Source organism: Variovorax paradoxus, assembly GCF_902712855.1.
GTDB classification, from domain to species: domain Bacteria; phylum Pseudomonadota; class Gammaproteobacteria; order Burkholderiales; family Burkholderiaceae_C; genus Variovorax; species Variovorax paradoxus_Q.
This window is the reverse complement of sequence record NZ_LR743507.1, coordinates 1,459,940-1,482,432: the sequence shown is the minus strand read 5'-3', so window position 1 is coordinate 1,482,432 and position 22,493 is coordinate 1,459,940. Positions and strand designations below refer to the sequence as shown.

Here is a 22,493-nt window from a genome sequence, read left to right as displayed (position 1 = left end):
CTTCAGTTGAACTGGGCTGACACGTCTTTGCTGACCCACACCTTGGCGTCGATGCTGCCCACGCGGGAAAGCTGCATCTCGTAGGTGTAGCGGTCGGGTCGGTAGAAGCCGTGCAGCCACTGCACGGGCCGCTCGTCTTCGTCGTAGATCAGGCGGCGCACCGCCAGCAGGGCCGAGCCGACGGACACGTCGAGGTGCTGCGCCAGCACGTTGTCGGCCAGCCGCGCGGAGATGGTCTGGTGCGCGCGCCCCACCTTGACGCCCGACTCCTCGAGCAGCACCAGGATGGGCTTCTTCGACAGCTCGCGACGGCCGAACCGGCGCGCGATGGTGTCGGGCACGTAGGTGGTGATGTGCGAGAGCGGACCTTCCTTGGTGGAACGCACACGCACGGCCTTCTGCACCGCGTCGCCGAGCTGGAGTTCGAGCGCCTCGGCCACCTGGGTCGACGCCGTGATGGTCGCCACCTCGATCACCCTGACCGAGGTGTGCAGGCCCATGGTGACGAGGTTCTCGAGCAGGCCGCGCAGGTTGGCGCGCTCCATGCTTCGGGTGCCGAGGCCTTCGCCGGTGACGGGCGGCGGAAGCGCGCGCGTGCGGCGGCCCGGATTGCGCTCGATGAGCCCTTCGGAAGCCAGCTGCTCCAGGGCGCGGCGCACCGTGACTCGGGCCACGCCGAATTGCCCCATCAGCGCGAGTTCGCCGGGCAGGCCCTCTGCAAAGCGGCCTTCGTGCAGCTGCTCACGCAACACCAGATAGATCTGGTGGTATTTCGGCAAAGGCATCTGCGACATGCCCTTGATGTTTTTGCAGTTTCAATGTTCTGTCAATGGGACATTTGATGCCCAAGAAAAAGGCGCCCGCAGGCGCCTTCGCAAAAGCGGCAATCCGCTCAGAGCTTGAAGGGCACCACTTCCTGGCGCTGCTCGCCCAGGCCCTCGATGCCCAGGGTCATGACGTCGCCCTTCTTCAGGAACAGCGGCGGCTTCATGCCCATGCCCACGCCCGGCGGGGTGCCGGTGGTGATGACGTCACCGGGCATCAGCGTCATGAACTGGCTCACGTAGCTCACGATCTTGGCCACGCTGAAGATCATGGTCTTCGTGCTGCCGGTCTGCACGCGCTGGCCGTTCAGGTCGAGCCACATCGCGAGCTTCTGGGGGTTCTCGATCTCGTCGCGCGTCACCAGCCAGGGGCCGATGGGGCCGAAGGTGTCGCAGCCCTTGCCCTTGTCCCAGGTGCCGCCGCGTTCGATCTGGTACTCGCGCTCGCTGATGTCGTTGATGGTGCAGTAGCCGGCCACGTAGTCCAGCGCGCTCTTCTGCGACACATAGCGTGCGCGCGTGCCGATGACCACGCCCAGTTCGACCTCCCAGTCGGACTTGACCGATCCCTTGGGCAGCATCACCGGGTCGTTCGGGCCCTGGATGCAGCTGTTGGCCTTCATGAAGACCACGGGTTCCTTGGGCACAGGCAGGCCCGATTCGGCCGCGTGGTCCGCGTAGTTCAGGCCGATGGCGATGAACTTGCCGACGTTGGCCACCGGGCTGCCGAAGCGCGGCTTGCCCTTGACCAGCGGCAGCTTGTCGAGCTTGGTCTTGCGCAGCTTGGCAATGGCGGCGTCGCCCAGCTGGTCGGGTCCGATGTCCTTGACGATGGCGCTCAGGTCGCGCAGCCTGCCGTCGTTGTCGATGAGGCCGGGCTTTTCCTTGCCGGGGTTGCCGTAGCGGACGAGTTTCATGTTTTCCTTTCAGATGAACGTACAAGAATGGTGTGTGGGGCAGTTCCAGAGGGCCGCCGCGCACGGCCGCCCCTGGTCGGGGGAAGGAGAAGCGACACGAAGTGCGCGAAGCCTGGGGGCGAGCATCAGTAAGTGGACCGGCCGCCGGACAGGTCGAAGACCGCGCCGGTGGAGAACGAGCAATCTTCGGTGCAGAGCCAGCCGACCATCGCGGCCACCTCCTCCACCGTGCCGAAGCGGCCCATCGGAATCTTCGAGAGCATGAAGGCGATGTGGTCGGGCGTCATCTGGTCGAAGATGGCCGTCTTCACCGCCGCGGGCGTCACGCAGTTCACGCGGATGCCGGTGTCGGCCAGTTCCTTGCCGAGCGACTTGGTGATGCCGATGACCGCCGCCTTGCTCGCGCTGTAGGCGCTCGCGTTGGGATTGCCGTCCTTCCCCGCCACCGAGGCGATGTTGACGATGCGTCCGTATCCATGGTCGCCCTGCCTGCGCATCTGGGCGACCACCTCGCGGCAGCACAGGAACACGCCGTTGATGTTGACGTCCATCACCTGGCGCCAGTCGTCGACCGGGTAGTCCCACAGCTTCGTGTTGGGGCCGGTGATGCCGGCGCTGTTGACCAGCGCGTCGATGCGCGGCGCATGCGCCAGCGTGGCGGCCACCGCCTTGGCCACCGAGGCCTGCTGCGACACGTCGACGTGCAGCGCGAACGCCTTGTCGCCGAGCGAGCGGGCCGCCTTCAGGGCCGCCTCCTCGTCGCGGTCCCACAGCGTGACGCTGCCGCCCGATGCAACCAGCCGTTGCGCGATGCCGAAGCCGAGCCCCGTGGCGCCACCGGTCACCACGGCGTGGCGGCCATGGAAGTCGAGCTGGTTCATATGGTGATGCCGCCGTCGACCGTGAAGGCCTGGCCGGTGGCGAAGACCGATTCGTCGCTGGCCAGGAACACCACCACCGGCGCGATTTCCTCCGCCTGCGCGAGCCGGCCCATGGGCTGGCGCGCGATGAAGGCCTTGCGCGCCGCGTCGGGGTCGGCGTTGGCGTTGATGCGATCGCCGAGGGACGGCGTATCGACCGTGCCGGGACACACCGCATTGCAGCGGATGCCGCGGGCCACGTAGTCGGCCGCCACGCTCTTGGTGAGGCCGAGCACGGCCGCCTTGGTGGTGCCGTAGACGAAGCGGTTGGGCAGGCCCTTCATGCTCGAGCACACGCTCGCCATGTTGATGATGCTGCCGCGTCCTGCCGCCAGCATGCCGGGCAGCACGGCCTGGATGGTCCACATCTGCGCCCGCACGTTGAGGCTGAAGGCAAACAGCAGGTCGTCGTCGGTGGCTTGCTCGATGGTGCCGTTGTGCACCACGCCCGCGCAGTTGAAGAGGATGTCGAGCGCGGGCAGCTTGCCCACCACAGCGCCGATGGCCGCCTTGTCGAGCACGTCGAGCTTGAGCGCGGTGACGTTGGGCATGCCGGCGTAGCGCTCCAGCAGCGCCTCGTTGACGTCGGTGGCCCACACCTGCGCGCCCTCGGCGGCCATGGCGAGCACGCTGGCATGGCCGATGCCCTGCCCTGCGGCGGTGACCAGTGCGGTCTTTCCCTTCAGTCTCATCGGGGTCTCCTGGGAATTCCTCGGGTTAGGCCCGATGGTGAAGCGGGCGGTGTGGCGTATTCTGAATTGGCCTTACCACTTGTCCAATTCAGGACAACCCTTAAGCCTGCCAAAACGCTTCAGCACTTCATTGCCGCCACATCCGTGCCGATCCAGACCCTCGAACCCCAACGCCTCTACCGCCAGATCGCCGAGCAGCTGCGCGTGCTCATCGGCCAGGGCGAGTTCGCGGTGGGGGCACGCATTCCCGCCGAGCGCGACCTGGCGAAGCAGCTGGGCGTGAGCCGGCCGTCGGTACGAGAGGCGCTGATCGCGCTCGAGGTGGAAGGCTGGGTGGAGATCCGCACCGGCTCGGGCGTTTACGTGCTCGACCGCTCGCACCGCACGGCGGTGCCGGTGAACGGCGCCGGGGCCGGGGCCGAATGGGGACCGCTCGAGATCATCCGCGCGCGCCGGCTGGTCGAAGGCGAGACCGCCGCCACCGCCGCGCAGCACGGCAAGCGAAAGGACGTGGACGCCATGCGCCGCGCGATCCGAATGATGCGCGAGCTCGCCGCCCGCAACGAAGTGCCGCACGAGGGCGACCGCGCCTTCCACCTGGCCGTCGTCAATGCCTGCGACAACGTGGTGCTGACCGAGACGGTACAGGGCTTCTGGGAGTCGCGGCAGGGGCCGATCTTCGCGCGCATGATCGACTACTTCGAGACCATGGACTCGTGGCAGGCCGCCATCGGCGAGCACGAGGCCATCCTGGAAGCGATTGCGGCGCGCGACCCCGGCGCGGCGCGCGATGCCATGCACCAGCACATGGACAAGTTCCACCAGCGATTCAGCGCAAGCTGGCGCCGCACAAGGACGGCCTGAAGCCGGGCGCACCAGCATCCCTCTTCCCGCACACCAGCCAGCACACAGCCAGCCGATCACCATGACCCCCTACATCCGACTCCATCCCGCCGACGACGTCGTCATCGCGCGCTCCCAACTGCTCGGCGGCACCGCCGTCGAAGGCGTGGCCGTGCGCGGCCTCATTCCGCCGGGCCACAAGATCGCGATGCGTGACATCGCGCAGGGCGAGCCGGTGCGCCGCTACAACCAGATCATCGGTTTCGCGAGCAAGCCCATCGGCGCCGGCGAGCACGTGCACACGCAGAACCTGGACATGGGCCCGGACAAGGGCGCCGTCACAAAAGGTTTTGAGCGCGACTATGCCTTCGGCGTCGACGTGAAGCCCACGCCCGCAAGGCGCGAGGCGACCTTCATGGGCATCAGGCGTGCGGACGGCCGCGTGGCCACGCGCAACTACATCGGCGTGCTGACCAGCGTGAACTGCTCGGCCACGGCCGCGCGCGCCATCGCCGACCACTTCTCGCGCAAGACCAACCCGCAGGCGCTGGCCGACTACCCGAACGTCGACGGCATCGTGGCGCTCACGCACGGCACGGGCTGCGGCATGGACACCGAGGGCATGGGCATGCAGATCCTGGAGCGCACGCTCACGGGCTACGCCACGCACCCGAACTTCGCGGGCGTGCTGGTGGTGGGCCTGGGCTGCGAGGCCAACCAGATCAACGCCTGGCTGGCCACGGGCCACCTGGCCGAGGGCGAGAACTTCCGCACCTTCAACATCCAGGACACAGGCGGCACGCGCAAGACGGTCGAGAAGGGCGTGGCGCTCATCAACGAGATGCTGCCGCGCGCCAACGCGGTGAAGCGCGAGCCCTGCAGCGCGGCACACATCACCATCGGGCTGCAGTGCGGCGGCTCGGACGGCTACTCGGGCATCAGCGCCAACCCGGCGCTGGGCGCGGCGGTCGACCTGCTGGTGGCGCACGGCGGCACGGCCATCCTCAGCGAAACGCCCGAGGTGTACGGCGCGGAGCATCTGCTGACGCGACGAGCCGTGAAGCGCGAGGTCGGCCAGAAGCTGGTGGACCGCATCAAGTGGTGGGAGCACTACACGGAGATCAACCAGGGCGAGATGAACAACAACCCCTCGCCCGGCAACAAGGCCGGCGGGCTCACCACCATCCTCGAGAAGTCGCTGGGCGCGGTGGCCAAGGGCGGCACCAGCAACCTGGAGGCGGTGTACGAATACGCCGAGCCCGTCACCGCGCACGGCTTCGTCTACATGGACACGCCGGGCTACGACCCGGTGAGCGCCACGGGCCAGGTGGCCGGTGGCGCCAACCTGATCTGCTTCACCACGGGCCGCGGCTCGGCCTACGGCTGCGCGCCGTCTCCCTCGCTCAAGCTGGCGACCAACTCGGCGCTCTGGCAGCGGCAGGAAGAGGACATGGACATCAACTGCGGCGAGATCGTGGACGGCACGGCGTCGATCCAGGAGATGGGCCAGCGCATCTTCGAGCTGGTGCTGGCCACGGCCTCGGGCGCGCATTCGAAGAGCGAGCAGCACGGCTACGGACAGAACGAGTTCGTTCCGTGGCAGGTCGGCGCAGTGATGTAAACCCGACGACCAAGGACCCGCATGAGTTCCCTCCCCTTTGGCTTCCTGGAAGGCACCGGCTTCGAGCAGCTCGATCCGCGCTTCAAGGGCTGCATTCCCGGCCCCGAGCGCGTGCAGCGCCTGTGGACCGGCGCGCGCTGGTGCGAAGGCCCCGCGTGGTTCGGCGCGCACCGCACGCTGGTGTGGTCGGACATTCCGAACAACCGCATGCTGCGCTACGACGAAGTGAACGGAACGGTCGGCGTCTTCCGCGAGCCGTCGAACAACACGAACGGCAACACGGTCGACCGCCAGGGGCGGCTGGTGAGCTGCGAGCACCTCGCGCGCCGCGTGACGCGCACCGAGCACGACAGCACGGTCACCGTGCTGGCCTCGCACTGGCAGGGCAAGCGGCTGAATTCGCCGAACGACGTGGTCGTGCACTCGGACGGCGCCGTGTGGTTCACCGATCCGAGCTACGGCATCCTCTCGGACTACGAGGGCCTGCGCGCCGACAGCGAGATCGGCGCCTGCCATGTCTATCGCATCGACCCCGCGAGCGGCGAGGTCGAGCGCATGACCGACGACTTCGTGAAGCCCAACGGGCTGGCGTTCTCGCCCGACGAATCGCTGCTCTACATCGCGGACACCGGCGCGAGTCATGCACCCGATGGACCCCGGCACATCCGCCGCTTCAGCGTGGGCGCCGACGGCCGCAGCCTGCGCGGCGGCGAGGTGTTCGCCGAATGCACCAGCGGCCTCTTCGACGGCTTCCGGCTCGACACCGAAGGCCGCATCTGGACCAGCGCGCTCGACGGCGTGCACGTCTACCACCCCGATGGCACGCTGCTCGGCAAGATCCTGCTGCCCGAGCGCGCGGCCAACGTGTGCTTCGGCGGACCGAAACGCAACCGCCTTTTCATCTGCGCGACGTCGTCGCTCTATGCCATCACCGTCAACGCGAAGGGAGCCTGATCCATGTCCAGAACACTGCCGGCCGACAGCCTGCAATCCGATGTCGCCCGCATCCTCGAAGCCGCGGGCAGCGCACCCGCCGAAGCGCAGCAGGTCGCAGCCAACCTCGTGCTGGCCAACCTCAGCGGCCACGATTCGCACGGCGTGGGCATGCTGCCGCGCTACATCGATGCGGTGGCCGAAGGCGGACTGAAGCCGAACGCGGCCGTGAAGATCAACCTCGACATCGGCACGCTGATGGGCCTGGACGGCCAGCACGGCTACGGCCAGATCGTCGGCGTGCAGGCCATGGAGCTCGGCATTGCGCGCGCGAAGCAGCACGGCAGCTGCATCTTCACGCTCTCGCATGCGCACCACCTGGGCCGCATCGGGCACTTCGCGGAAATGGCGACGGCGCAGGGGCTGGTGTCGATGCACTTCGTCAACGTGCTGTCGCGGCCGGTGGTCGCGCCCTGGGGCGGCGGCGACGGGCGCTTCGGCACCAACCCCTGCTGCATCGGCATTCCGCTGGCGGGCGCGGAGCCCTTCGTGCTCGACTACGCCACCAGCCGCGTGGCGCAGGGAAAGATGCGCGTCGCGCACAACAAGGGCGAGCGCGTGCCCGACGGCTACCTGATCGACGAGAACGGCGCGCCGACCAACGACCCGGGCGTGGTGGTGGTGCCGCAGGGCAACGGCCTGTTCGGCGCATTGATGACCTTCGGCGAGCACAAGGGCTACGGCATGGCGGTGGCCTGCGAACTGCTGGGCGGCGCGCTCACGGGCGGCGGCACCTGGCACCGGCCGGCAGACACCGCGCGCACGGTGCTCAACGGCATGCTGACGGTGCTGATCGACCCGGTGAAGCTCGGAACGGACAAGGCCTTCGACGAGGAAGCGCGCGAGTTCATCGACTGGCTGCGGCAGAGCCCTGCAGGGCAGGGCTTCGACGGGGTGCAGATCGCGGGCGAGCCGGAGCGCGCAGCACGCGCGGCGCGGCGCAGGGACGGGATCTGGGTCGACGACGCGACCTGGGGCGAGATCGTCGCGGCGGGTGCCAAGGTGGGCGTGGCCGTGGCTTGAGGTGCTGGCGCGCGCCTATCGGCGAGCGCTGCCCTGCGACTTCCGGCCCAGCACGAGCGCGATGCCGCCCAGGATCGCGACCGAGGCGGCCGCCAGGCGCGGCGTGATCGGCTCCGACAGGAACAGCACGCCACCGAACGCGGCCAGCAGCGGCACCGACAGCTGCACGGTCGCGGCCCGCATGGCCCCGAGGCGGCCCAGCGCCGCGTACCAGACCACGTAGCCGAGCCCCGAGGTCAGCGCCCCGGACGCGACGGCGAGCGCGAGGCCGGTCCCGTCCGCATGGGCGCTGGCCGCGAACACCAGGCTCAGCGCGAGTGCCAGCGGCACCGCCCGGGTGAAGTTGCGCGCGGTGGCGGCCAGCGGATCGGCCACGCCACAGCCGCGCAGCGAGTACACGCCCCATGCCACGCCTGCGACCGCCATCAGCGCGGCGCCCGGCAACGGCGGTGCGGCGATACCGGGCGACACGAGGTAGACGAGCCCAACCAGCGCCAGGACGAAGCCGATCCAGGAGAGTGTCCCGAAGCGTTCGCTGCCGGATCGAAGGCCCACGCCGAACATCGTCAGCTGGACCGCACCGAACAGGATCAGCGCGCCCGTTCCCGCCGGCAGGCTGAGATAGGCAAACGAGAAGAAAGCGACATAGCCGAACAGCATGACGGCCGCCAGCCAGTCGACGCGTGGCGGCGACGCCGCCGGCCGCCCCCTGGAGCGCACGATGAGCCCCAGCATGAGCGCTCCCGCCACGAGCCTGACGCTGCCGAAACTCGCCGGGTCGATGCCGCCGTGCTGGAGCGCGAGCCGGCACAGCAACGAATTGGCCGCGAACGCGAGCATGGCCACTGCCGTGAGGAGCACGGTTCGCAGGCCATGGCCGCGAGCCGCATCAGGCATGCAAGGGCACCCGCGGCAAGCGGGCTTCTATAAGACGACCGACCGTGCCCTGGCTCATGCGTTCTCCATGGAGACCCCGCGCCGACATCGGCATGCCGCCGGAGGCCGGCGGCGGGAGGCCCGGGCGATGCTACGCCGCTCGATGACGCAGGGCGAGCCGGCCCGACGGCCTGGAGGGTACCCTCAGACGATCAGCGCGATCGTCGCTTCGAGATGCTCGGAGGGCGCGCGGCGGAAACCCGAACGCGCAAATCGCTGCAACTGCCCGACCACGAAGGCCGTGAGCGCGGCGGCACGCACCTGGGCGTCGACGCTGGGCGTGGCCGAGCCTTCGGCCGCGGCGGCGCCACGCAGCACCTGGCGCAACGTGGCTTCGATCTTGTCGAAGAACTGGTTCATGCGCTGCTGCAGGCGCTCGTTTTCGTAGACCAGCGCGTCGCCCACCATGACGCGGGTCATGCCGGGGTTGCGCTCGGCGAACTGGACCAGCAGCGCGAGGATCTTGGCGGCCTGCTGGGCGCCGGTGGCGCCCTCGCGCTCGAGGATCTGGTTGACCAGCGTGAAAACGCTCTGCTCGATGAAGTCGATCAGGCCCTCGAACATCTGGGCCTTGCTGGCGAAGTGGCGGTACAGCGCCGCCTCGCTCACCTCGAGCCGGGCGGCCAGGGCGGCGGTGGTCACCCGTTCTCCACCGGGCTGCTCGAGCATGGCGGCGAGCGCCTGCAGGATCTGCACGCGCCGCTCGCCCGGTTTCGGGCGCTTGCGCGCCGGAGGGGGGGTGGAACTCCCGGGGGTCTCTACGCCGGAAGCACTGGTCGTCTCTTCGTTCTGCATGGGAGCGCGTGCAAAGATGTAATCAATTGATTCTCGCACAGGGCAGTGAGCACGCGCCTCCCGCGCATGGACGGGGCTCAGCGGGCCCGGATCATCGTCCCGTAGGCCTGGTCGGTCAGGATCTCGAGCAGCATCGCGTGCGGCACGCGGCCGTCGATGATGTGCACCGCGTTCACGCCGCTCTTGGCCGCGTCCAGTGCGCCTTCGATCTTGGGCAGCATGCCGCCCGAGATGGTGCCGTCGGCGAACAGGTCGTCGATTTCGCGCGCGCTCAGGTTGGTGAGCAGCTTGCCGTCCTTGTCGAGAACGCCGGGCGTGTTGGTGAGCAGCATGAGCTTCTCGGCCTTGAGCACGGTGGCCAGCTTGCCGGCCACCACGTCGGCGTTGATGTTGTAGCTCTCGTTCTCCTCGCCGAAGCCGATCGGGCTCACGACGGGAATGAAGGCGTCGTCCTGCAGCGCCTTCACCACGCTCGGGTCGATGGACACGATGTCGCCAACCTGCCCCACGTCGTGGTGCAGGTTGGGGTCGGCGCGGTCGGCCAGCTTGAGCTTCTGTGCGCGAATGAGGCCGCCGTCGCGCCCCGTCAGGCCCACGGCCTTGCCGCCGGCCTGGTTGATCAGGCCCACGATGTCCTGCTGCACCTCGCCGGCCAGCACCCATTCGACGACCTCCATGGTCTCGGCGTCGGTCACGCGCATGCCCTGGATGAAGCTGCCCTTCTTGCCCAGGCGGTTGAGCGCGGCCTCGATCTGCGGGCCGCCGCCGTGCACCACCACCGGGTTCATGCCGACCAGCTTCAGCAGCACCACGTCTTCGGCGAAGTCGGCCTGCAGCGCCGGGTCGGTCATGGCGTTGCCGCCGTACTTGATGACGATGGTCTTGCCGTGGAACTTGCGGATGTACGGCAGCGCCTGGGCCAGGATCTCGGCCTTGTCGCGCGGGGGAATGTTGAGGACGGGGTCGGTCATGGGCGGTCAGGCTCCAAAGCGGTGGACGGAAAAACGAAATTCTCGCAAGGATGCGTGGTTCACGGGCGCAGCCAGCGCGGGACCTTGAAGCGAACGATCATCAGGTAGGCGCCCACGTAGGTCGTGACGAAGAGAAGACAGAAGAACATCAGCACGATGGTGTTGTTCCAGAACAGCACCGCCGGCACCACCGACAGCGCGGCGAACATCCAGAGATAGGGGGAAGTGCGGTTGTTGCGCGCCAGCAGCTGGCGGGCCTCGTCGTCGGCCAGCGCCACGCGCACGATGCGGCGGAAGATCAGCTGGTGGAAATGCAGCGCATCGGCCGTGCCGGGCGACTGCCCGCGGGCCAGCTTGCGGTAGATGGAGAACAGCGTCTCCCACACCGGGTAGATCAGCAGCAGCATCGGAAACCAGGGCGACACCACGCGATGCCGCTGCACCAGCGTGACCACGGCCACGGCGATCACCATGCCCCAGACGTAGGCTCCGCCGTCGCCGGCGAAGATCTTGCCGCGCGGATAGTTCCACACCAGGAAGCCGAAGGTGGCGCCGACGAGGCAGACCATCATGGCCGCAAGTTGCCGGTCGCCCACCTGCAGCGCCACGTGCGAGATGGCCAGGCAGACCAGCACCGCGACGGTGCCCGCCAGGCCGTTGTAGCCGTCGATGATGTTGAACGCGTGCGGCAGTCCTCCGATGGCCAGCGCCGCGAACAGCACCGTGGCGAACGGAATGGCGACCAGCCAGCCGTCGACCACCTCGAAGCCGGTGCGCGACACGCCCAGGCCCAGCAGCCAGCACACCAGCAGCGCGGAGCCGATGGTCAACCCCAACCGGTAGCGCACCTTCACGCGCTGCGTGACGTCCTCGACGATGCCGCCCAGCACGGCCGGCGCGATGCACAGCAGCGTGAGCATCGAGGTCTTCACCGGCCAGGAGACGTTGAACGGATCGGTACCGGTGATGCCGGCGGCGAGCCAGGCCACGCCCATGCCCAGCAGGATGCCCGCACCGCCCAGGCGTGGCACGTGGCCCTTGTGGAAGCGTTGCGGCATGTCTGCGCCATAGAGACGGGCATGCCTGCGCGCACGGCGCATGAACACCTGGACCGAGAAGGCGGCGACGAAGAAACTGATGACGATCAGAGCAATCATGTGTGGGGGTTCGGGAACCCTAGAATTCCCGAGCGAAATTAGACCATGCCCACGCCCCCCTCTTCCTCTTCCCCACCGTTTGCCCCGATCACGATTTCCATCGTGAGCCACGGCCAGCTCGCGCTGGTATTGCCGCTGCTCGAGCAGCTGGATCGCCACAGTCGCGCCGCCACCGCCAAGGTCGTGCTCACGCTGAACATTCCGGAGGCCGACCTGCTCGCGGGCCGGACGTGGGGCTTCGAGGTGGAGCGGATCGAGAATGCGAGCCCCAAGGGCTTCGGTGCCAATCACAACCAGGCGTTCGAACGCTGCGGCACCCCCTGGTTCCTGGTGCTGAACCCCGACATCCGCTTCGACAGCGACGTGCTGGGGCCGCTGCTTGCCCAGGCCACGGCCGATGCCGGCCTGCTGACGCCGCGCATCCTCGAGCCGGGCAAGGCCGCGCCTGAGCCGCACCGCGCGCTGCTCACGCCGTTCGAGATCGTCGGACGCAAGAAGCCCGGCTACGTGCAGCCGAAGGTGCCGGCGTGGATTCCCGGCCTGTTCATGCTGTTCCGCAGCGAGGCCTACCGGCAGGTCGGCGGCTTCGACGAACGGTTCTTCATGTACGGCGAGGATTTCGACATCTGCGCCCGCACCCGTCTCGCAGGCTGGAAGCTGCAGGTCGGCGAAGACCTCGTCGCCCGACACGACGCCCAGCGCGAAAGCCATCGCAGCAGGAAGTACCTGTACTGGCACGTGACCAGCCTGCTGAAGGTATGGCTGTCGGGGTCGTTCTGGCGCTACCGGCGCCTTCGCGGCTAGCCGCGCTCGAGCAGGTCCTGCGCGACGGCATGGCCGCCGCGCCCGAAGCGCGCATAGCGCCCGCGCAACGCTTCCACCAGGATCGGCAACAGCCGCAACGGGCGCGCCGCCGGCAGTTGCGCACGGAAGCGCTGGTGCGCCACCTTGGCGTGCTGCGCCTCGAGGTAGCGCGCCGGCACCCGATCGCCAAGCTGCTGCAGGCGCTGCAGCAGCGCCTCGGCCCGGCGCAGCCGCGCCACGTGCTTGTCGCCGCGCTCGGCGAAGGCCTTGGCGATCTTCTCGGACAGCGTGAGCCGCCGCGCCCCGATCTGGTTGCTGGCGTGCTGGCGGTAGTCGATGGTCGGTTCGGGCAGCACGTCCATCCGCCCGATGGCGGCTGCCACGGCTGCCAGCCACTCGTCGTGCACCCACTCGGGCGCGAACGGCAAGGCCGTGTCGAGCAGCGCCCTGCGGAACATCGTGGTGGCGCCTGTCACCAGATTGCGGCGCAGCAGCACACCGAAAGCCTCGCCTCGCCCGATGGCCGAGAGCTCGACGGGCTGCACTTCCAGCGCGTGGAACAGCGTGGAGCCCAGGGGCTTCAGGTCGCCATCGACCAGGCGTGCGTCGGTGTGGAGCAGCAGCAGGTCGGGCCGCGCCTCGAACTGCGCCACCATGCGCGCGAGCCGTCCCGGATGCCAGACATCGTCCTGGTCGCACAGCGCGACAAGTTCATGGCTGCAGGCCCGCGCCGCCTGTTCGAAATTGCGCGTGACGCCCAGCGGCGGCACGTTGCTGAACACGCGCAGTTCGATCTGGTCGGCCATGCCGCACTGCGCAAGCGTGTCGCGCACCACCGCCAGCGTGTCGTCGGTGGAGCCGTCGTCGGACACCACGATCTCCCGCGGAAGGGGCGTCTGCGCGCAGATGCTGCGGATCTGATCGGGAAGGTAGCGCGCGCCGTTGCGGGTGCAGAGGGCGACGGAGACGGTGAGAGTCATCAGACAGGCGGCAGCCGGGGGGGCCAGGCGTAGCTGAAGTCTTCGCGGGCGAGCATGAGGTTGGGGCTGTAGGCGGGGTCGTTCTGGATGAGGTCGCCCCAGCGCTGGTGCATGTAGGCGGACTCTTCCTGGAACTGCGCCTGCCTTTTGGGCGACATGTTCTTGGAGCGCGTTGCGGACTCGTAGTGATAGAGCTCTGCGTAGGGTGTCCAGACGTTGCGCAAGCCCGCCTCGCGCAACCGGAGACAGAAGTCGATATCGTTGAAGGACTCCTTGAGGTGCACTTCATCGAGTCCGCCTACCGCCAGATAGTGGCGCTTCTGGATCACCAGGCAGGCCGCCGTGACGGCAGAGAACGATTGAATCAATGCAGCCCGGCCGCCATAGCCTTCGCGCCCCATCGGCATGCCGCGATGCGCATGCGCCGCGATACCACCGATGCCCAGGATCACTCCCGCGTGCTGGAGTGTCTTGTTTGGATACCAGAGCCGCGCACCCACCGCACCCACGCCTGGCTGCACGGCGAGGCTCACCATTTCGCTGAGCCAGTCCGGGGTGATGACTTCAATGTCGTTGTTGACCAGTGCGAGTATCTCGCCAGTGGCCGAGGGCATCGCGCCATTGTTCAGCGCTGAATAATTGAAATCCCGATCGTCACGCAGCACGCGAACATTCGACCTTTGCGCTGAAATTTGCTTGAACCACGCCAGTGTCGCCGGATCGTCGGAGCCGTTGTCCACGATGATGATTTCGTAGTTCGAATACGTGGTCTTCGCCAAGATCGAATCCACGCATTGCCGCGTCAGCTGCAAGGCGTTGCGCGTCGGGATGATGATCGATACCAGAGGTAAAACCTCGGGCAGCGCGTAACGCACTCGATAGCCGAAGTCGAGATGTTCGGCCGTGGCCCGCACGCCTGTGCGCTGGAAATGCTCATTCAATGCGCGCTCGCCGGCGACGGCCGCGTAGGGCTTCGCGTTCATCGAGCGCGCCGTACTTTCGACATGAACGCGCCAGTGGTACAGCACGCGCGGGATGTGATGAATCTGCGACGGATCGACTTGCTCGATGCAGCGCAGCACGAGATCCCAATCCTGGGAGCCCTCCATTCCAACCCGAAAGCCGCCAACCGACCGCATCAGTTGGGTCGACAGCACACCCAGATGGCTGAACATGTTCTGCGAGCGGAAGAGATCAACGTTCCAGTCGGATTTGAAATACGGGCCGAAACGGAAGCCCGTCTCGTCAGCCTTGTCTTCGTCCGAATAGATCAGCTTCGCGCCGGGGTTCCTGACGATGCAATCGGCCACCCAGAACAATGCGTCGGCGGGCAACAGGTCGTCGTGGTCCATGAGCGCGACCCAAGGCCCCGACACCAGTTCCAGCGCGCTGTTGGAAGCCGCGGAGATGTGCCCGTTCTTCGGACGAAACACGACTTTGATACGGGAATCACTCTCGCTGTACGACTTGAGAATGTCGCGCACCTCTGCCGACGGCGATGCGTCGTCTGCGATACAGAGTTCCCAGTGCGGGTATATCTGCGCACGGACCGACTCGATGGCCTCGCGCAGCCAACCGGGGTTCGGGTTGTATGTCGGCATCACGACCGAGATCAGCGGCGAGCCTTTCATGCCCGATACGCGTTGCGCAATCTTTTCGCGAATCTCCGGGGTCAACGTGTCGTAGCGGCGCACCCAGGTCGAATAGTTGTTGTAGCCGCCTATGCGGCGCCCCATTTCCCAGCGGATGCCTGGCCAGCCCGACTTCTTGAACATCCGCCACGCCCGCTGGACACGCCCGGTCAATCCGGGACCCCGCGCGAAAGAGACCAAAGCAAGAAGAAACCGATAGACAGCATGCATAGATTGCAGACCCGCAAGCGGGCAGAACGAAAACTTGGGAGGCGGGGAACGAGCCGACGGCGGAGCACAGGGGCGGTCGCCGCCCGGGCGATTATCTTCCCACCCGTCATCGGCCGCCCTTAGGGACGCGCGTCGGCCGAATCTGCAGTGCCGGTCCGGCACAGGGGCTGCCCGTAAAATTGGCCGGTTAACACGCAAAGGAAAACAATGAGGCTGCTCTCAGTGGTGCTCTCGGGAGGCGCCGGCTCCAGGCTGTGGCCTGCTTCGCGCCAGGCTTTTCCCAAGCCATTCATGAAGATCGGCGACTCCACGTTGCTGCAGCAAGCGATCGAACGCGGTCAGGCCTGCGGCACGGGCGACCTGATGATCGTGACTAACAAGGAACATCTGTTCCTGACCCGCGACGTTCTTCAGCAAATGGCCGATCCACCGGTCACCTCACTACTGCTCGAGCCCAAAGGTCGCAACACAGGTCCTGCAATCGCCTTGGCCGCTCTGCAGTGCGCGCGCGAGTTCAGCGGTGACACGGTGATGCTGGTCCTGTCCGCCGACCACCTCGTACCCGATGTGCACGCCTTCGTGGCCAGTGCAAGTGAAGCGTTCCGCTTGGCGCAGAACGGCAATCTCGTGGTATTTGGCGTGAGCCCAACCAGCCCCGACACCGGATTCGGCTACATCGAGGTCGAGCACGTCTCGCGGGAAAGCCAAGGTGTCAAGCGCTTTGTGGAGAAGCCCGACCTCGAAACGGCGCAGAGCTACCTGGCGACGGGCCGCTACTACTGGAACAGTGGCATGTTCGCCTTCACCGCGGACACCATCATCGCGGCGCTTGAAGAACATGCGCCCGAGGTCATCCGGGCTGCAAGGGCTGCGCTGGGTACATCCAAAGCCACGGGCAACTGCATCAATTTCGACTTGCATACCTTCGGCCTGCAACCGGATATCAGCATCGACTACGCAGTGATGGAACGCGCCTCGAACGTTCACGTGGTCCCGGCCAAATTCAGTTGGAGCGACGTGGGTTCATGGCCTGCGGTGTCCAACGCGCTCATTCCGGACGCCAGCGGCAACACCTTGCCCGATGATGTTGTGGCGATCGACACGACGGGCACGCACGTGCAAGTCGAGAGTTTCGGGCCCAAGGTGGTCGCCACCGTGGGCGTGCACGACCTGGTCATCGTCGACACGCCGGACGCTCTGCTGGTACTTCACAAGGACAGTGCGCAGAAAGTGAAGCAAGTGGTCAACGCGCTCAAGACCCGGAAGCACGACACGGTCCATCAGCCCACGCTGGTTCACCGTCCGTGGGGCACGTACACTTCGCTCAAGCAGGAAGAGGGCTACAAGGTCAAGCGCATCACGGTCAGACCCGGTGAAGCGCTCTCCCTGCAATATCACCACCAACGTGCGGAACACTGGGTGGTGGTACAGGGTCAAGGAATGGTGCAGATCGGAGACGTCGAACACGAGACATTCCCGGGACAGTATCGCTACATTCCCTTGAAGGAAAAACACCGCCTCACCAACACCGGCGAAGAGGAACTCGTACTGATCGAAGTCCAATGCGGCGGCTATCTCGGCGAGGACGACATCGTTCGCCTCGCGGACACTTACGGGCGTACATGAGCCAAGTCCATTCCAACCTACATCGAAACGCCTTGTCAGACTGGTGGCAGGGAACCCGCCGCACAGACATCTGGCTTACCCTTGCATGGTTCGATATCGTGCTGCGCTATCGGCGCTCGATGCTCGGACCACTATGGCTCACGCTGAGCATGGGCGTCATGATCGCCGGCATGGGGCCGCTCTACAGTTCGTTGTTCGGCACCGAATTGTCGCGATTCTTTCCTCATCTGGCGCTTGGCATCATCTTCTGGGCGCTCTTCTCGAGTATCGTGACCGATGCGTGCAACGCGTTCGTGGGATCGTCCAACTACCTGAAGCAGGGCTATTTTCCGATCAGCCTGTTCGTCTGGCGCAGCCTGGCGCGCAACCTGATCCAGTTCGCCCACCAGATCGTGCTCTACATCCCAGTCGCAATCTGGGCCGGCATTTCTCTTTCGTGGTCGACGCTGCTCATCTTGCCGGCCTTCGCAATTCTGATCATCAACGCGCACGCACTGGGACTGTTGCTGGGCCTGATCTGCACGCGCTACCGCGACGTCACACAAATCGTGACCAGCGTGATGCAGATGCTGATGTTCCTGACACCCGTGTTCTGGCTGCCCGAAAGCCTCCCGGGGCGTGCCAAGTACGTCCTCTGGAATCCGTTTGCGCAAATGCTCGATCTGCTTCGCACGCCACTGATGGGCGGCGTCGCACATGTGCACAGCTGGATCGGCATCTTGGTCTGGACTGGGCTGTGTCTGGTAATTGCCGCCTTTCTGTTCTCGAAGTACCGCCGCCGCGTCGTTTACTGGCTCTGATTCATGGCTTCCATTTCACTCAAAGACGTCGCCGTCAATTTTCCGATCTACGGTGCCGGAGCTTCCTCACTCAAGAAGACGCTGGCGGCATCCGTCACTGGTGGACGCTTCGGCAAGGAAACCGGTGTGACCGTCGTCCAGGCTCTCAGCGGAATCAACCTCGAATTGAAAAGCGGGGATCGGCTTGGCTTGATAGGGCACAACGGCGCGGGCAAGTCGACGCTGCTGCGCACGCTCGCAGGAGTCTACGAGCCGTCATCGGGCGAGTTCGTGAGACAAGGAACGGTTGCAAGCCTGATCGACCCATCGCTGGGCATCGAGATGGATGCCACGGGTGTCGAGAACATCATGCTGCGGGGACTTGTGATGGGCATGAGCAAGAAGGAGCTCGACCGCCTGACACCGGATATTTGCGAGTTCAGCGGGCTTGGCGAGTATGTCAACATGCCTGTGCGCACCTATTCGACCGGCATGATGATGCGTCTGGCATTCTCGATCTCGACCAGCGTCGAAGCCGACATCCTGCTCATGGACGAATGGCTGTCCGTGGGCGATGCGGAGTTCACGGAGAAAGCCGAGCAACGCATGCGCGATGTGGTTTCCAAATCGGGCATCCTGGTATTGGCGTCGCACTCCCCCGAATTGATCGCCAAGGAGTGCAACCGTGTGATCCACCTTGAGCACGGACGGATCGTCGAAGTTTCCTGATCAGGCGCAGTTACTGCGCTTGCTGCGTCGTAACGCTTGAATCTCGTTGAGTCGCTGCGCAACCTTGGCGCCTGCGACCTCAAGTGACAGCGCAGCCTCTGCGCTGGCCCTGCCCTTCTCTCCCAACTCGGCAGCCCACGCCTGATCGTCATATACGCGACGCATCAGCTCGGCCGCGTGAGATTCCGAAGGCTGTGCCCATTCAAAATTCGCCTCGTAAGGAGGAATTGCCTTACCTAGCTTCACGATCTCATGACGCACCGGCAGGCTGTTGCTCTCGTTCATGAAGTCGACGTTACCGGAGAAATCGGTGGCGATGACTGGCTTGCCCATCAACATGGCTTCGGCCATTGTCAGTCCAAGGCCTTCGCTGCGATGCAGCGACACATATGCGTCGCATACATCCATCAGCGCCAGCACATCACCAGGACTATAGACCTCGTTGATGATCTTCACATTTCCTGCGCTGGCTGCAGCATCCTTCAGCGCCTTGAATTGCTCCGGGTGGCGTTCTGCAAAAGAAGTTTTGAGCACCAACTGCACAGACTCTTCTGGTTTGAAAGCACTGGCAAAGGCTCGGATCAAGCCAAGCGGGTTCTTGCGCTCCATCACGCTCATCATGTGGAACGTGAACAGGAATGTATAAGGCGCTGTCTCGAGTCCAAAATGAGCTCGTGTGCGCCGGTCAAAAGACCCGAGCTTCACGCCTGGAAAAATCGTATGTACAGGCTTGGAAACCTTCGCGCGAAGCCCGCGCGCCACAAACTCCGTCGCGACCCATATCTCGTCGACCTCATCGATGTGCGAAAGCCAAGAATCCGGAATGACGTCGAACTCCCAATACCAGTAGCCGATGCGATAGGTGCGTGGCAAACGCTCGAAAAGATCGCTTCGGCTATAGACCTTGTCGAAGAACGGCTCGGGCTGCACGTGGATCAGCGTGGTTTCAAAATCTTCGAACCCCTGGAAGTCCGCATGCAGCGGGTCGTCCTTGCGGTCGGTCTTCAGATCGCGCAGCGACGTTTGGACGCCAGCGCCCTGCGCCCCCTCGACCAGGGCCTCGATCGACACCCGCAGACCCGAGGGGTAAGCGAAATGGCCGATCACGTTCAATCCTGGCGCGACCAATTCCGCCGCGACCTGCTGTACGTCGAGCGCAGCACACCATTCGACGACATCCGGCGGCTGCGCTGAGGCCGGTGTTGCCAACCACTCGACCAAAGCAGTCGCATGGCGCTGATCGTCCAGCGCACAGGGATGAAGCAGGCGCCAGTCTTCACGTGCCCAGTAGGCCGCACGGATCTGGCGTGCAGGGGTGATGTCCAAGGGCCAGCATGCCGGATCGATCCAGGGGTCCCTCACTCGGTATGTCGCTGCAAGCCAACCTGCGAACGCGCGGCGGCCGAAAACCGTGAGCCCGTCCGGATAGAGCGCCTGCCAAGCAGGCGAGAAAGCATAGGCTCGTACCAGTTCGGCGGCGGGCCGCTCAACCGCCTCATGAAATAGCCACCAGATCTCTTCGAGCCTCAGATCCGCAACGTGGCGGCCCTCGCGCATGAACCAACGGAACAGCGCATGCTGCCCCATCGGAAGCAAACCATGCGGCAGCCTGGTCTTGACGTCTTCATCGAACAGATACGCCTGCCTCGCTCGCGCTCCCAGACGCTCGCCCAGGCACTGGACGATCCATGATCTTGCGCTGCCGGACAGCCCCAGCGCGACGCCACCTTCACCCGCAATCCAAGCGCCGAAGCGCCCTTGCGGGCCTTCTGACAAGGCAGTGGGAAAGCGCCGGACGACCTCCGGACAAGTGCGCAGGAGATCCAGACACCAACGCGCCGCGGACCACACATCGGTCACGCCGTACGCTGGCTGCGGCAGCCACAGTACATCTTCGCGTGGCAAGCCCGCCGCCTCAAGGCTCGAACGTTCGACCTGGAGGTCTAACGTCAAGGACGGCAGCATCATCGATCCGAGCGCCCGTGTATCGATCTGCAGGCTCTCACGCGGGGACCGCGCCTCGCCTATGCGCAGCGAGGGAATCGGCTGATTTGCATCCAACTCGGGATGCAGATAAGGATCCTCGTCGATGCCCAGGAGACGAACATCATCGGCAAAGCGTTGAAGATCTGCAGTGGGGTTAACGACCCCGCGCGTTGCGCCCTCATGGTGCAACAGGCGGGCGTGCGGGGCGTAGGCAGTTCGATACCCTAGGCGCCAAACCCGAAGGCAGAGTGCAACGTCGCTGAAGGCAACGGCATAGGCCTCGTCGAATCCGCCTGCTCGCTCGAAGGCTTCGCGCACCACCATCTGGCATGCGCCCATCACGGCCATCCAGTTGCGTGGATGATCTGCCGAGCCGAAGATACCCCAGCCATTGTTGCGATCGGAGTGGTACATGAGTCCACAGAGCGTCACGCCCACACCGACACCTCCGTGCTGCAATTCACCGCCTGGGTAGCGCAGTTGGGTACCGACCACACCCACACCCGGCCGCTGCGCGAATCGCACCAACTCCTGCAACCAGTCCGCCGTGACGATCTCGACGTCGTTGTTGAGAAACAGCATCAAGTCGCCACGCGCAAATCCAGCGCCGAAATTGCACGCAGCCGAGTAGTTGAACTTCCTGCCGAAATGGACGATCGACACCTCCGGAAAAGCACGAAGCCTCTCGTAGTAGGCCAGCGTGGATTCTTCGGTGGAACCTGTATCTACAAGAATGATTTCCTTGTTTGGATAGTCGGTACCTTGCAGCAGTCCGTCCAGGCACACCTGCAACAGGTCTGCCTTGTCTTTGGTAGGAATGACGATCGACACCAGCGGTGGTGCCTGCAACTGCCAGACACTGCGCTGCGTACCGTCGGGCTGCGTTTCGATGTTGGCAGCAATGCCAGCGCGTGCCCACCGGTTCCGCAGGGCCTTGCGCTGGTCTGCTGCCGCCTCGGATGCAGGCGCAGGCCGCTCGGACTCGCCATTGCCGCCCCGATGACAAAGCACCTTGGGAATGCGTGTGACGATGCCGGCCTTTTCACATGCTCGAAGGTTGAGATCCCACTCCACGCCTGCGCCCATGGTGGCATCGACACCCCCGACCTGAGCGACCAACTCACGCCGCAACAACGTCAGGCGGCCAAAGTAGTTGAAGGCATAGAGAAGATCGGGCGACCATCCCGGCTTGAAGTACGGGTTCTGGCGCAAGCCCTCCTGGGAAAGCTGATCTTCATCACCGTACAGGATGTCGCTCCGCGGCGCCCGTCGAAGCGAGTGAGCCAGTTCGTTCAACGCCCCTGCAGCCAGCATGTCACCCGCGTCCAACAAAGCAACGAGGTCTCCGCTGGCCGATGCGAGGCAAGCAGCCAGACCGGGCGCACGAGAGTCGCTCGACACCGGTATGCGGGTAATTCGCTTGTCCTTCGAAAGACCTTCAAGTAACGTTTGAATGTCGTCTGGCGCGTCATTCGAGACGGCCACCAGAGCGTCCCAATGCCCGACGGACTGCGAAAGCAAAGACTTCAGCGTCTGCTGTAACTTTTCAGGACTCGCGCCTGCCGTCAGCAGAAACGAAACATGCTGCCCGGCAACGCGATCAGGCAACAGAGGTGAACGCATCTCATTGGTCGCAATCCACACGCCGTACGCATCCGAAGCGTCCGTGGTGCCGCGCAGAACCACTTCCTTGAGTGGCCGAAATCGCATGGCCCGCAACCGCGCAGGCATTCGCCACGGCGTCATCGCCCACCATGCAGCCTTTGCGACGCGCCGCAGGTTGGCGCGCACCTGCGGCGACACGGTGGAGGCGGCCTTGCGAAGGGGCGCCGTGACGCGCCAGGACATCGATGCGCGCATGGCGCGCTCACGATCCAACGCAGCTTCAGCGCGTTGATTGGCCGCTTCGAGCAGGATTTCGAAGGCGGATGTATTGCCTTCTTCCGAGACTGCCGGCTTGTCTGTGGCGGGCTCAATATCGGTCGTGGGGCGATCCGTACCGGATCTGTTGTTATTCATGGGACTCACCGTGGCC

19 protein-coding genes are annotated in these 22,493 nt (G+C 65.3%); 8 read left to right on the top strand and 11 right to left on the bottom strand.

What is annotated here, in order from left to right:
- Nucleotides 1-2 precede the first annotated feature (2 nt).
- The 4 genes from AACL56_RS06585 to AACL56_RS06570 all read right to left on the bottom strand — a co-directional run bounded on the left by AACL56_RS06585 (nt 3) and on the right by AACL56_RS06570 (nt 3,353).
- On the bottom strand, nt 3-785 hold the full coding sequence (locus AACL56_RS06585; protein WP_339089021.1) for a GntR family transcriptional regulator: 783 nt from the start codon (nt 783-785) through the stop codon (nt 3-5).
- A 107-nt stretch (nt 786-892) separates the two neighbouring features.
- On the bottom strand, nt 893-1,741 hold the full coding sequence (locus AACL56_RS06580; protein ID WP_339089020.1) for a fumarylacetoacetate hydrolase family protein: 849 nt from the start codon (nt 1,739-1,741) through the stop codon (nt 893-895).
- A gap of 125 nt (nt 1,742-1,866) precedes the next feature.
- Complete coding sequence (locus AACL56_RS06575) at nt 1,867-2,622, bottom strand: SDR family NAD(P)-dependent oxidoreductase (RefSeq protein WP_339089019.1); 756 nt, start codon at nt 2,620-2,622, stop codon at nt 1,867-1,869.
- Nucleotides 2,619-3,353, bottom strand: a complete 735-nt coding sequence (locus AACL56_RS06570; RefSeq protein WP_339089018.1) for an SDR family oxidoreductase — start codon at nt 3,351-3,353, stop codon at nt 2,619-2,621. The genes AACL56_RS06575 and AACL56_RS06570 overlap by 4 nt, the downstream gene beginning before the upstream one ends.
- Nucleotides 3,354-3,497: 144 nt before the next feature.
- On the opposite strand from AACL56_RS06570, the gene AACL56_RS06565 reads away from it, so the two are divergent.
- The 4 genes from AACL56_RS06565 to AACL56_RS06550 all read left to right on the top strand — a co-directional run bounded on the left by AACL56_RS06565 (nt 3,498) and on the right by AACL56_RS06550 (nt 7,833).
- Nucleotides 3,498-4,217: a FadR/GntR family transcriptional regulator gene (locus AACL56_RS06565; protein ID WP_339089017.1), complete on the top strand. Its 720-nt coding sequence runs from the start codon at nt 3,498-3,500 to the stop codon at nt 4,215-4,217.
- 61 nt (nt 4,218-4,278) lie between these two features.
- Nucleotides 4,279-5,817, top strand: coding sequence for a UxaA family hydrolase (locus AACL56_RS06560; RefSeq protein ID WP_339089016.1), 1,539 nt, complete (start codon nt 4,279-4,281; stop codon nt 5,815-5,817).
- Nucleotides 5,818-5,838: 21 nt separating this feature from the next.
- A complete protein-coding gene (locus tag AACL56_RS06555; RefSeq protein ID WP_339089015.1) occupies nt 5,839-6,771 on the top strand; it encodes an SMP-30/gluconolactonase/LRE family protein in 933 nt (310 codons plus the stop codon).
- Between the two features lie 3 nt (nt 6,772-6,774).
- A complete protein-coding gene (locus tag AACL56_RS06550) occupies nt 6,775-7,833 on the top strand; it encodes a malate/lactate/ureidoglycolate dehydrogenase (RefSeq protein WP_339089014.1) in 1,059 nt (352 codons plus the stop codon).
- A gap of 15 nt (nt 7,834-7,848) precedes the next feature.
- Here AACL56_RS06550 and AACL56_RS06545 read toward each other — a convergent pair whose 3' ends face one another.
- The 4 genes from AACL56_RS06545 to AACL56_RS06530 all read right to left on the bottom strand — a co-directional run bounded on the left by AACL56_RS06545 (nt 7,849) and on the right by AACL56_RS06530 (nt 11,692).
- Complete coding sequence (locus AACL56_RS06545; protein WP_339089013.1) at nt 7,849-8,730, bottom strand: DMT family transporter; 882 nt, start codon at nt 8,728-8,730, stop codon at nt 7,849-7,851.
- A 183-nt stretch (nt 8,731-8,913) separates the two neighbouring features.
- Nucleotides 8,914-9,564 (bottom strand): nucleoid occlusion factor SlmA, encoded by a 651-nt coding sequence (gene slmA, locus AACL56_RS06540; protein WP_339089012.1) that lies wholly within the window; start codon nt 9,562-9,564, stop codon nt 8,914-8,916.
- 77 nt (nt 9,565-9,641) lie between these two features.
- Nucleotides 9,642-10,535, bottom strand: coding sequence for an acetylglutamate kinase (gene argB, locus AACL56_RS06535; RefSeq protein WP_130427409.1), 894 nt, complete (start codon nt 10,533-10,535; stop codon nt 9,642-9,644).
- Between the two features lie 59 nt (nt 10,536-10,594).
- Nucleotides 10,595-11,692, bottom strand: coding sequence for a glycosyltransferase family 4 protein (locus AACL56_RS06530; protein WP_339089011.1), 1,098 nt, complete (start codon nt 11,690-11,692; stop codon nt 10,595-10,597).
- A gap of 45 nt (nt 11,693-11,737) precedes the next feature.
- Between AACL56_RS06530 and AACL56_RS06525 the strand changes: the two genes are divergently transcribed.
- A complete protein-coding gene (locus tag AACL56_RS06525; protein WP_339089010.1) occupies nt 11,738-12,496 on the top strand; it encodes a glycosyltransferase family 2 protein in 759 nt (252 codons plus the stop codon).
- On the opposite strand, the gene AACL56_RS06520 is transcribed toward AACL56_RS06525, so the two are convergent.
- Both AACL56_RS06520 and AACL56_RS06515 read right to left on the bottom strand, forming a co-directional pair.
- The gene (locus AACL56_RS06520; protein WP_339089009.1) at nt 12,493-13,476 is read right to left on the bottom strand and encodes a glycosyltransferase family 2 protein; all 984 of its coding nucleotides are present in this window, start codon (nt 13,474-13,476) and stop codon (nt 12,493-12,495) included. The genes AACL56_RS06525 and AACL56_RS06520 overlap by 4 nt on opposite strands.
- On the bottom strand, nt 13,476-15,251 hold the full coding sequence (locus tag AACL56_RS06515; protein ID WP_339089008.1) for a glycosyltransferase family 2 protein: 1,776 nt from the start codon (nt 15,249-15,251) through the stop codon (nt 13,476-13,478). The genes AACL56_RS06520 and AACL56_RS06515 overlap by 1 nt, the downstream gene beginning before the upstream one ends.
- Nucleotides 15,252-15,545: 294 nt before the next feature.
- Here AACL56_RS06515 and AACL56_RS06510 point away from each other — a divergent pair, with 294 nt between their 5' ends.
- The 3 genes from AACL56_RS06510 to AACL56_RS06500 are packed head-to-tail and all read left to right on the top strand — an operon-like array spanning nt 15,546 to nt 18,472.
- Entirely contained in the window at nt 15,546-16,964 is a 1,419-nt protein-coding gene (locus AACL56_RS06510; RefSeq protein ID WP_339089007.1) for a mannose-1-phosphate guanylyltransferase/mannose-6-phosphate isomerase, read from the top strand.
- Between the two features lie 32 nt (nt 16,965-16,996).
- The gene (locus tag AACL56_RS06505; protein WP_339089006.1) at nt 16,997-17,764 is read left to right on the top strand and encodes an ABC transporter permease; all 768 of its coding nucleotides are present in this window, start codon (nt 16,997-16,999) and stop codon (nt 17,762-17,764) included.
- A 3-nt stretch (nt 17,765-17,767) separates the two neighbouring features.
- Complete coding sequence (locus tag AACL56_RS06500; RefSeq protein WP_339089005.1) at nt 17,768-18,472, top strand: ABC transporter ATP-binding protein; 705 nt, start codon at nt 17,768-17,770, stop codon at nt 18,470-18,472.
- On the opposite strand, the gene AACL56_RS06495 is transcribed toward AACL56_RS06500, so the two are convergent.
- A complete protein-coding gene (locus AACL56_RS06495) occupies nt 18,473-22,477 on the bottom strand; it encodes a glycosyltransferase (protein ID WP_339089004.1) in 4,005 nt (1,334 codons plus the stop codon).
- Nucleotides 22,478-22,493: the final 16 nt, after the last annotated feature.

Bases quoted from the DNA above. Each gene is read 5' to 3' on its own strand.
- AACL56_RS06580 (WP_339089020.1), bottom strand. From the start codon at position 1,741: ATGAAACTCGTCCGCTACGGCAACCCCGGCAAGGAAAAGCCCGGCCTC.
- AACL56_RS06500 (WP_339089005.1), top strand. From the start codon at position 17,768: ATGGCTTCCATTTCACTCAAAGACGTCGCCGTCAATTTTCCGATCTAC.
- AACL56_RS06555 (WP_339089015.1), top strand. From the start codon at position 5,839: ATGAGTTCCCTCCCCTTTGGCTTCCTGGAAGGCACCGGCTTCGAGCAG.
- AACL56_RS06520 (WP_339089009.1), bottom strand. From the start codon at position 13,476: ATGACTCTCACCGTCTCCGTCGCCCTCTGCACCCGCAACGGCGCGCGC.
- AACL56_RS06525 (WP_339089010.1), top strand. From the start codon at position 11,738: ATGCCCACGCCCCCCTCTTCCTCTTCCCCACCGTTTGCCCCGATCACG.
- AACL56_RS06510 (WP_339089007.1), top strand. From the start codon at position 15,546: ATGAGGCTGCTCTCAGTGGTGCTCTCGGGAGGCGCCGGCTCCAGGCTG.
- AACL56_RS06515 (WP_339089008.1), bottom strand. From the start codon at position 15,251: ATGTTCAAGAAGTCGGGCTGGCCAGGCATCCGCTGGGAAATGGGGCGC.
- AACL56_RS06575 (WP_339089019.1), bottom strand. From the start codon at position 2,622: ATGAACCAGCTCGACTTCCATGGCCGCCACGCCGTGGTGACCGGTGGC.
- AACL56_RS06570 (WP_339089018.1), bottom strand. From the start codon at position 3,353: ATGAGACTGAAGGGAAAGACCGCACTGGTCACCGCCGCAGGGCAGGGC.
- AACL56_RS06530 (WP_339089011.1), bottom strand. From the start codon at position 11,692: ATGATTGCTCTGATCGTCATCAGTTTCTTCGTCGCCGCCTTCTCGGTC.
- argB (WP_130427409.1), bottom strand. From the start codon at position 10,535: ATGACCGACCCCGTCCTCAACATTCCCCCGCGCGACAAGGCCGAGATC.
- AACL56_RS06550 (WP_339089014.1), top strand. From the start codon at position 6,775: ATGTCCAGAACACTGCCGGCCGACAGCCTGCAATCCGATGTCGCCCGC.
- AACL56_RS06585 (WP_339089021.1), bottom strand. From the start codon at position 785: ATGCCTTTGCCGAAATACCACCAGATCTATCTGGTGTTGCGTGAGCAG.
- AACL56_RS06560 (WP_339089016.1), top strand. From the start codon at position 4,279: ATGACCCCCTACATCCGACTCCATCCCGCCGACGACGTCGTCATCGCG.
- slmA (WP_339089012.1), bottom strand. From the start codon at position 9,564: ATGCAGAACGAAGAGACGACCAGTGCTTCCGGCGTAGAGACCCCCGGG.
- AACL56_RS06495 (WP_339089004.1), bottom strand. From the start codon at position 22,477: ATGAATAACAACAGATCCGGTACGGATCGCCCCACGACCGATATTGAG.
- AACL56_RS06545 (WP_339089013.1), bottom strand. From the start codon at position 8,730: ATGCCTGATGCGGCTCGCGGCCATGGCCTGCGAACCGTGCTCCTCACG.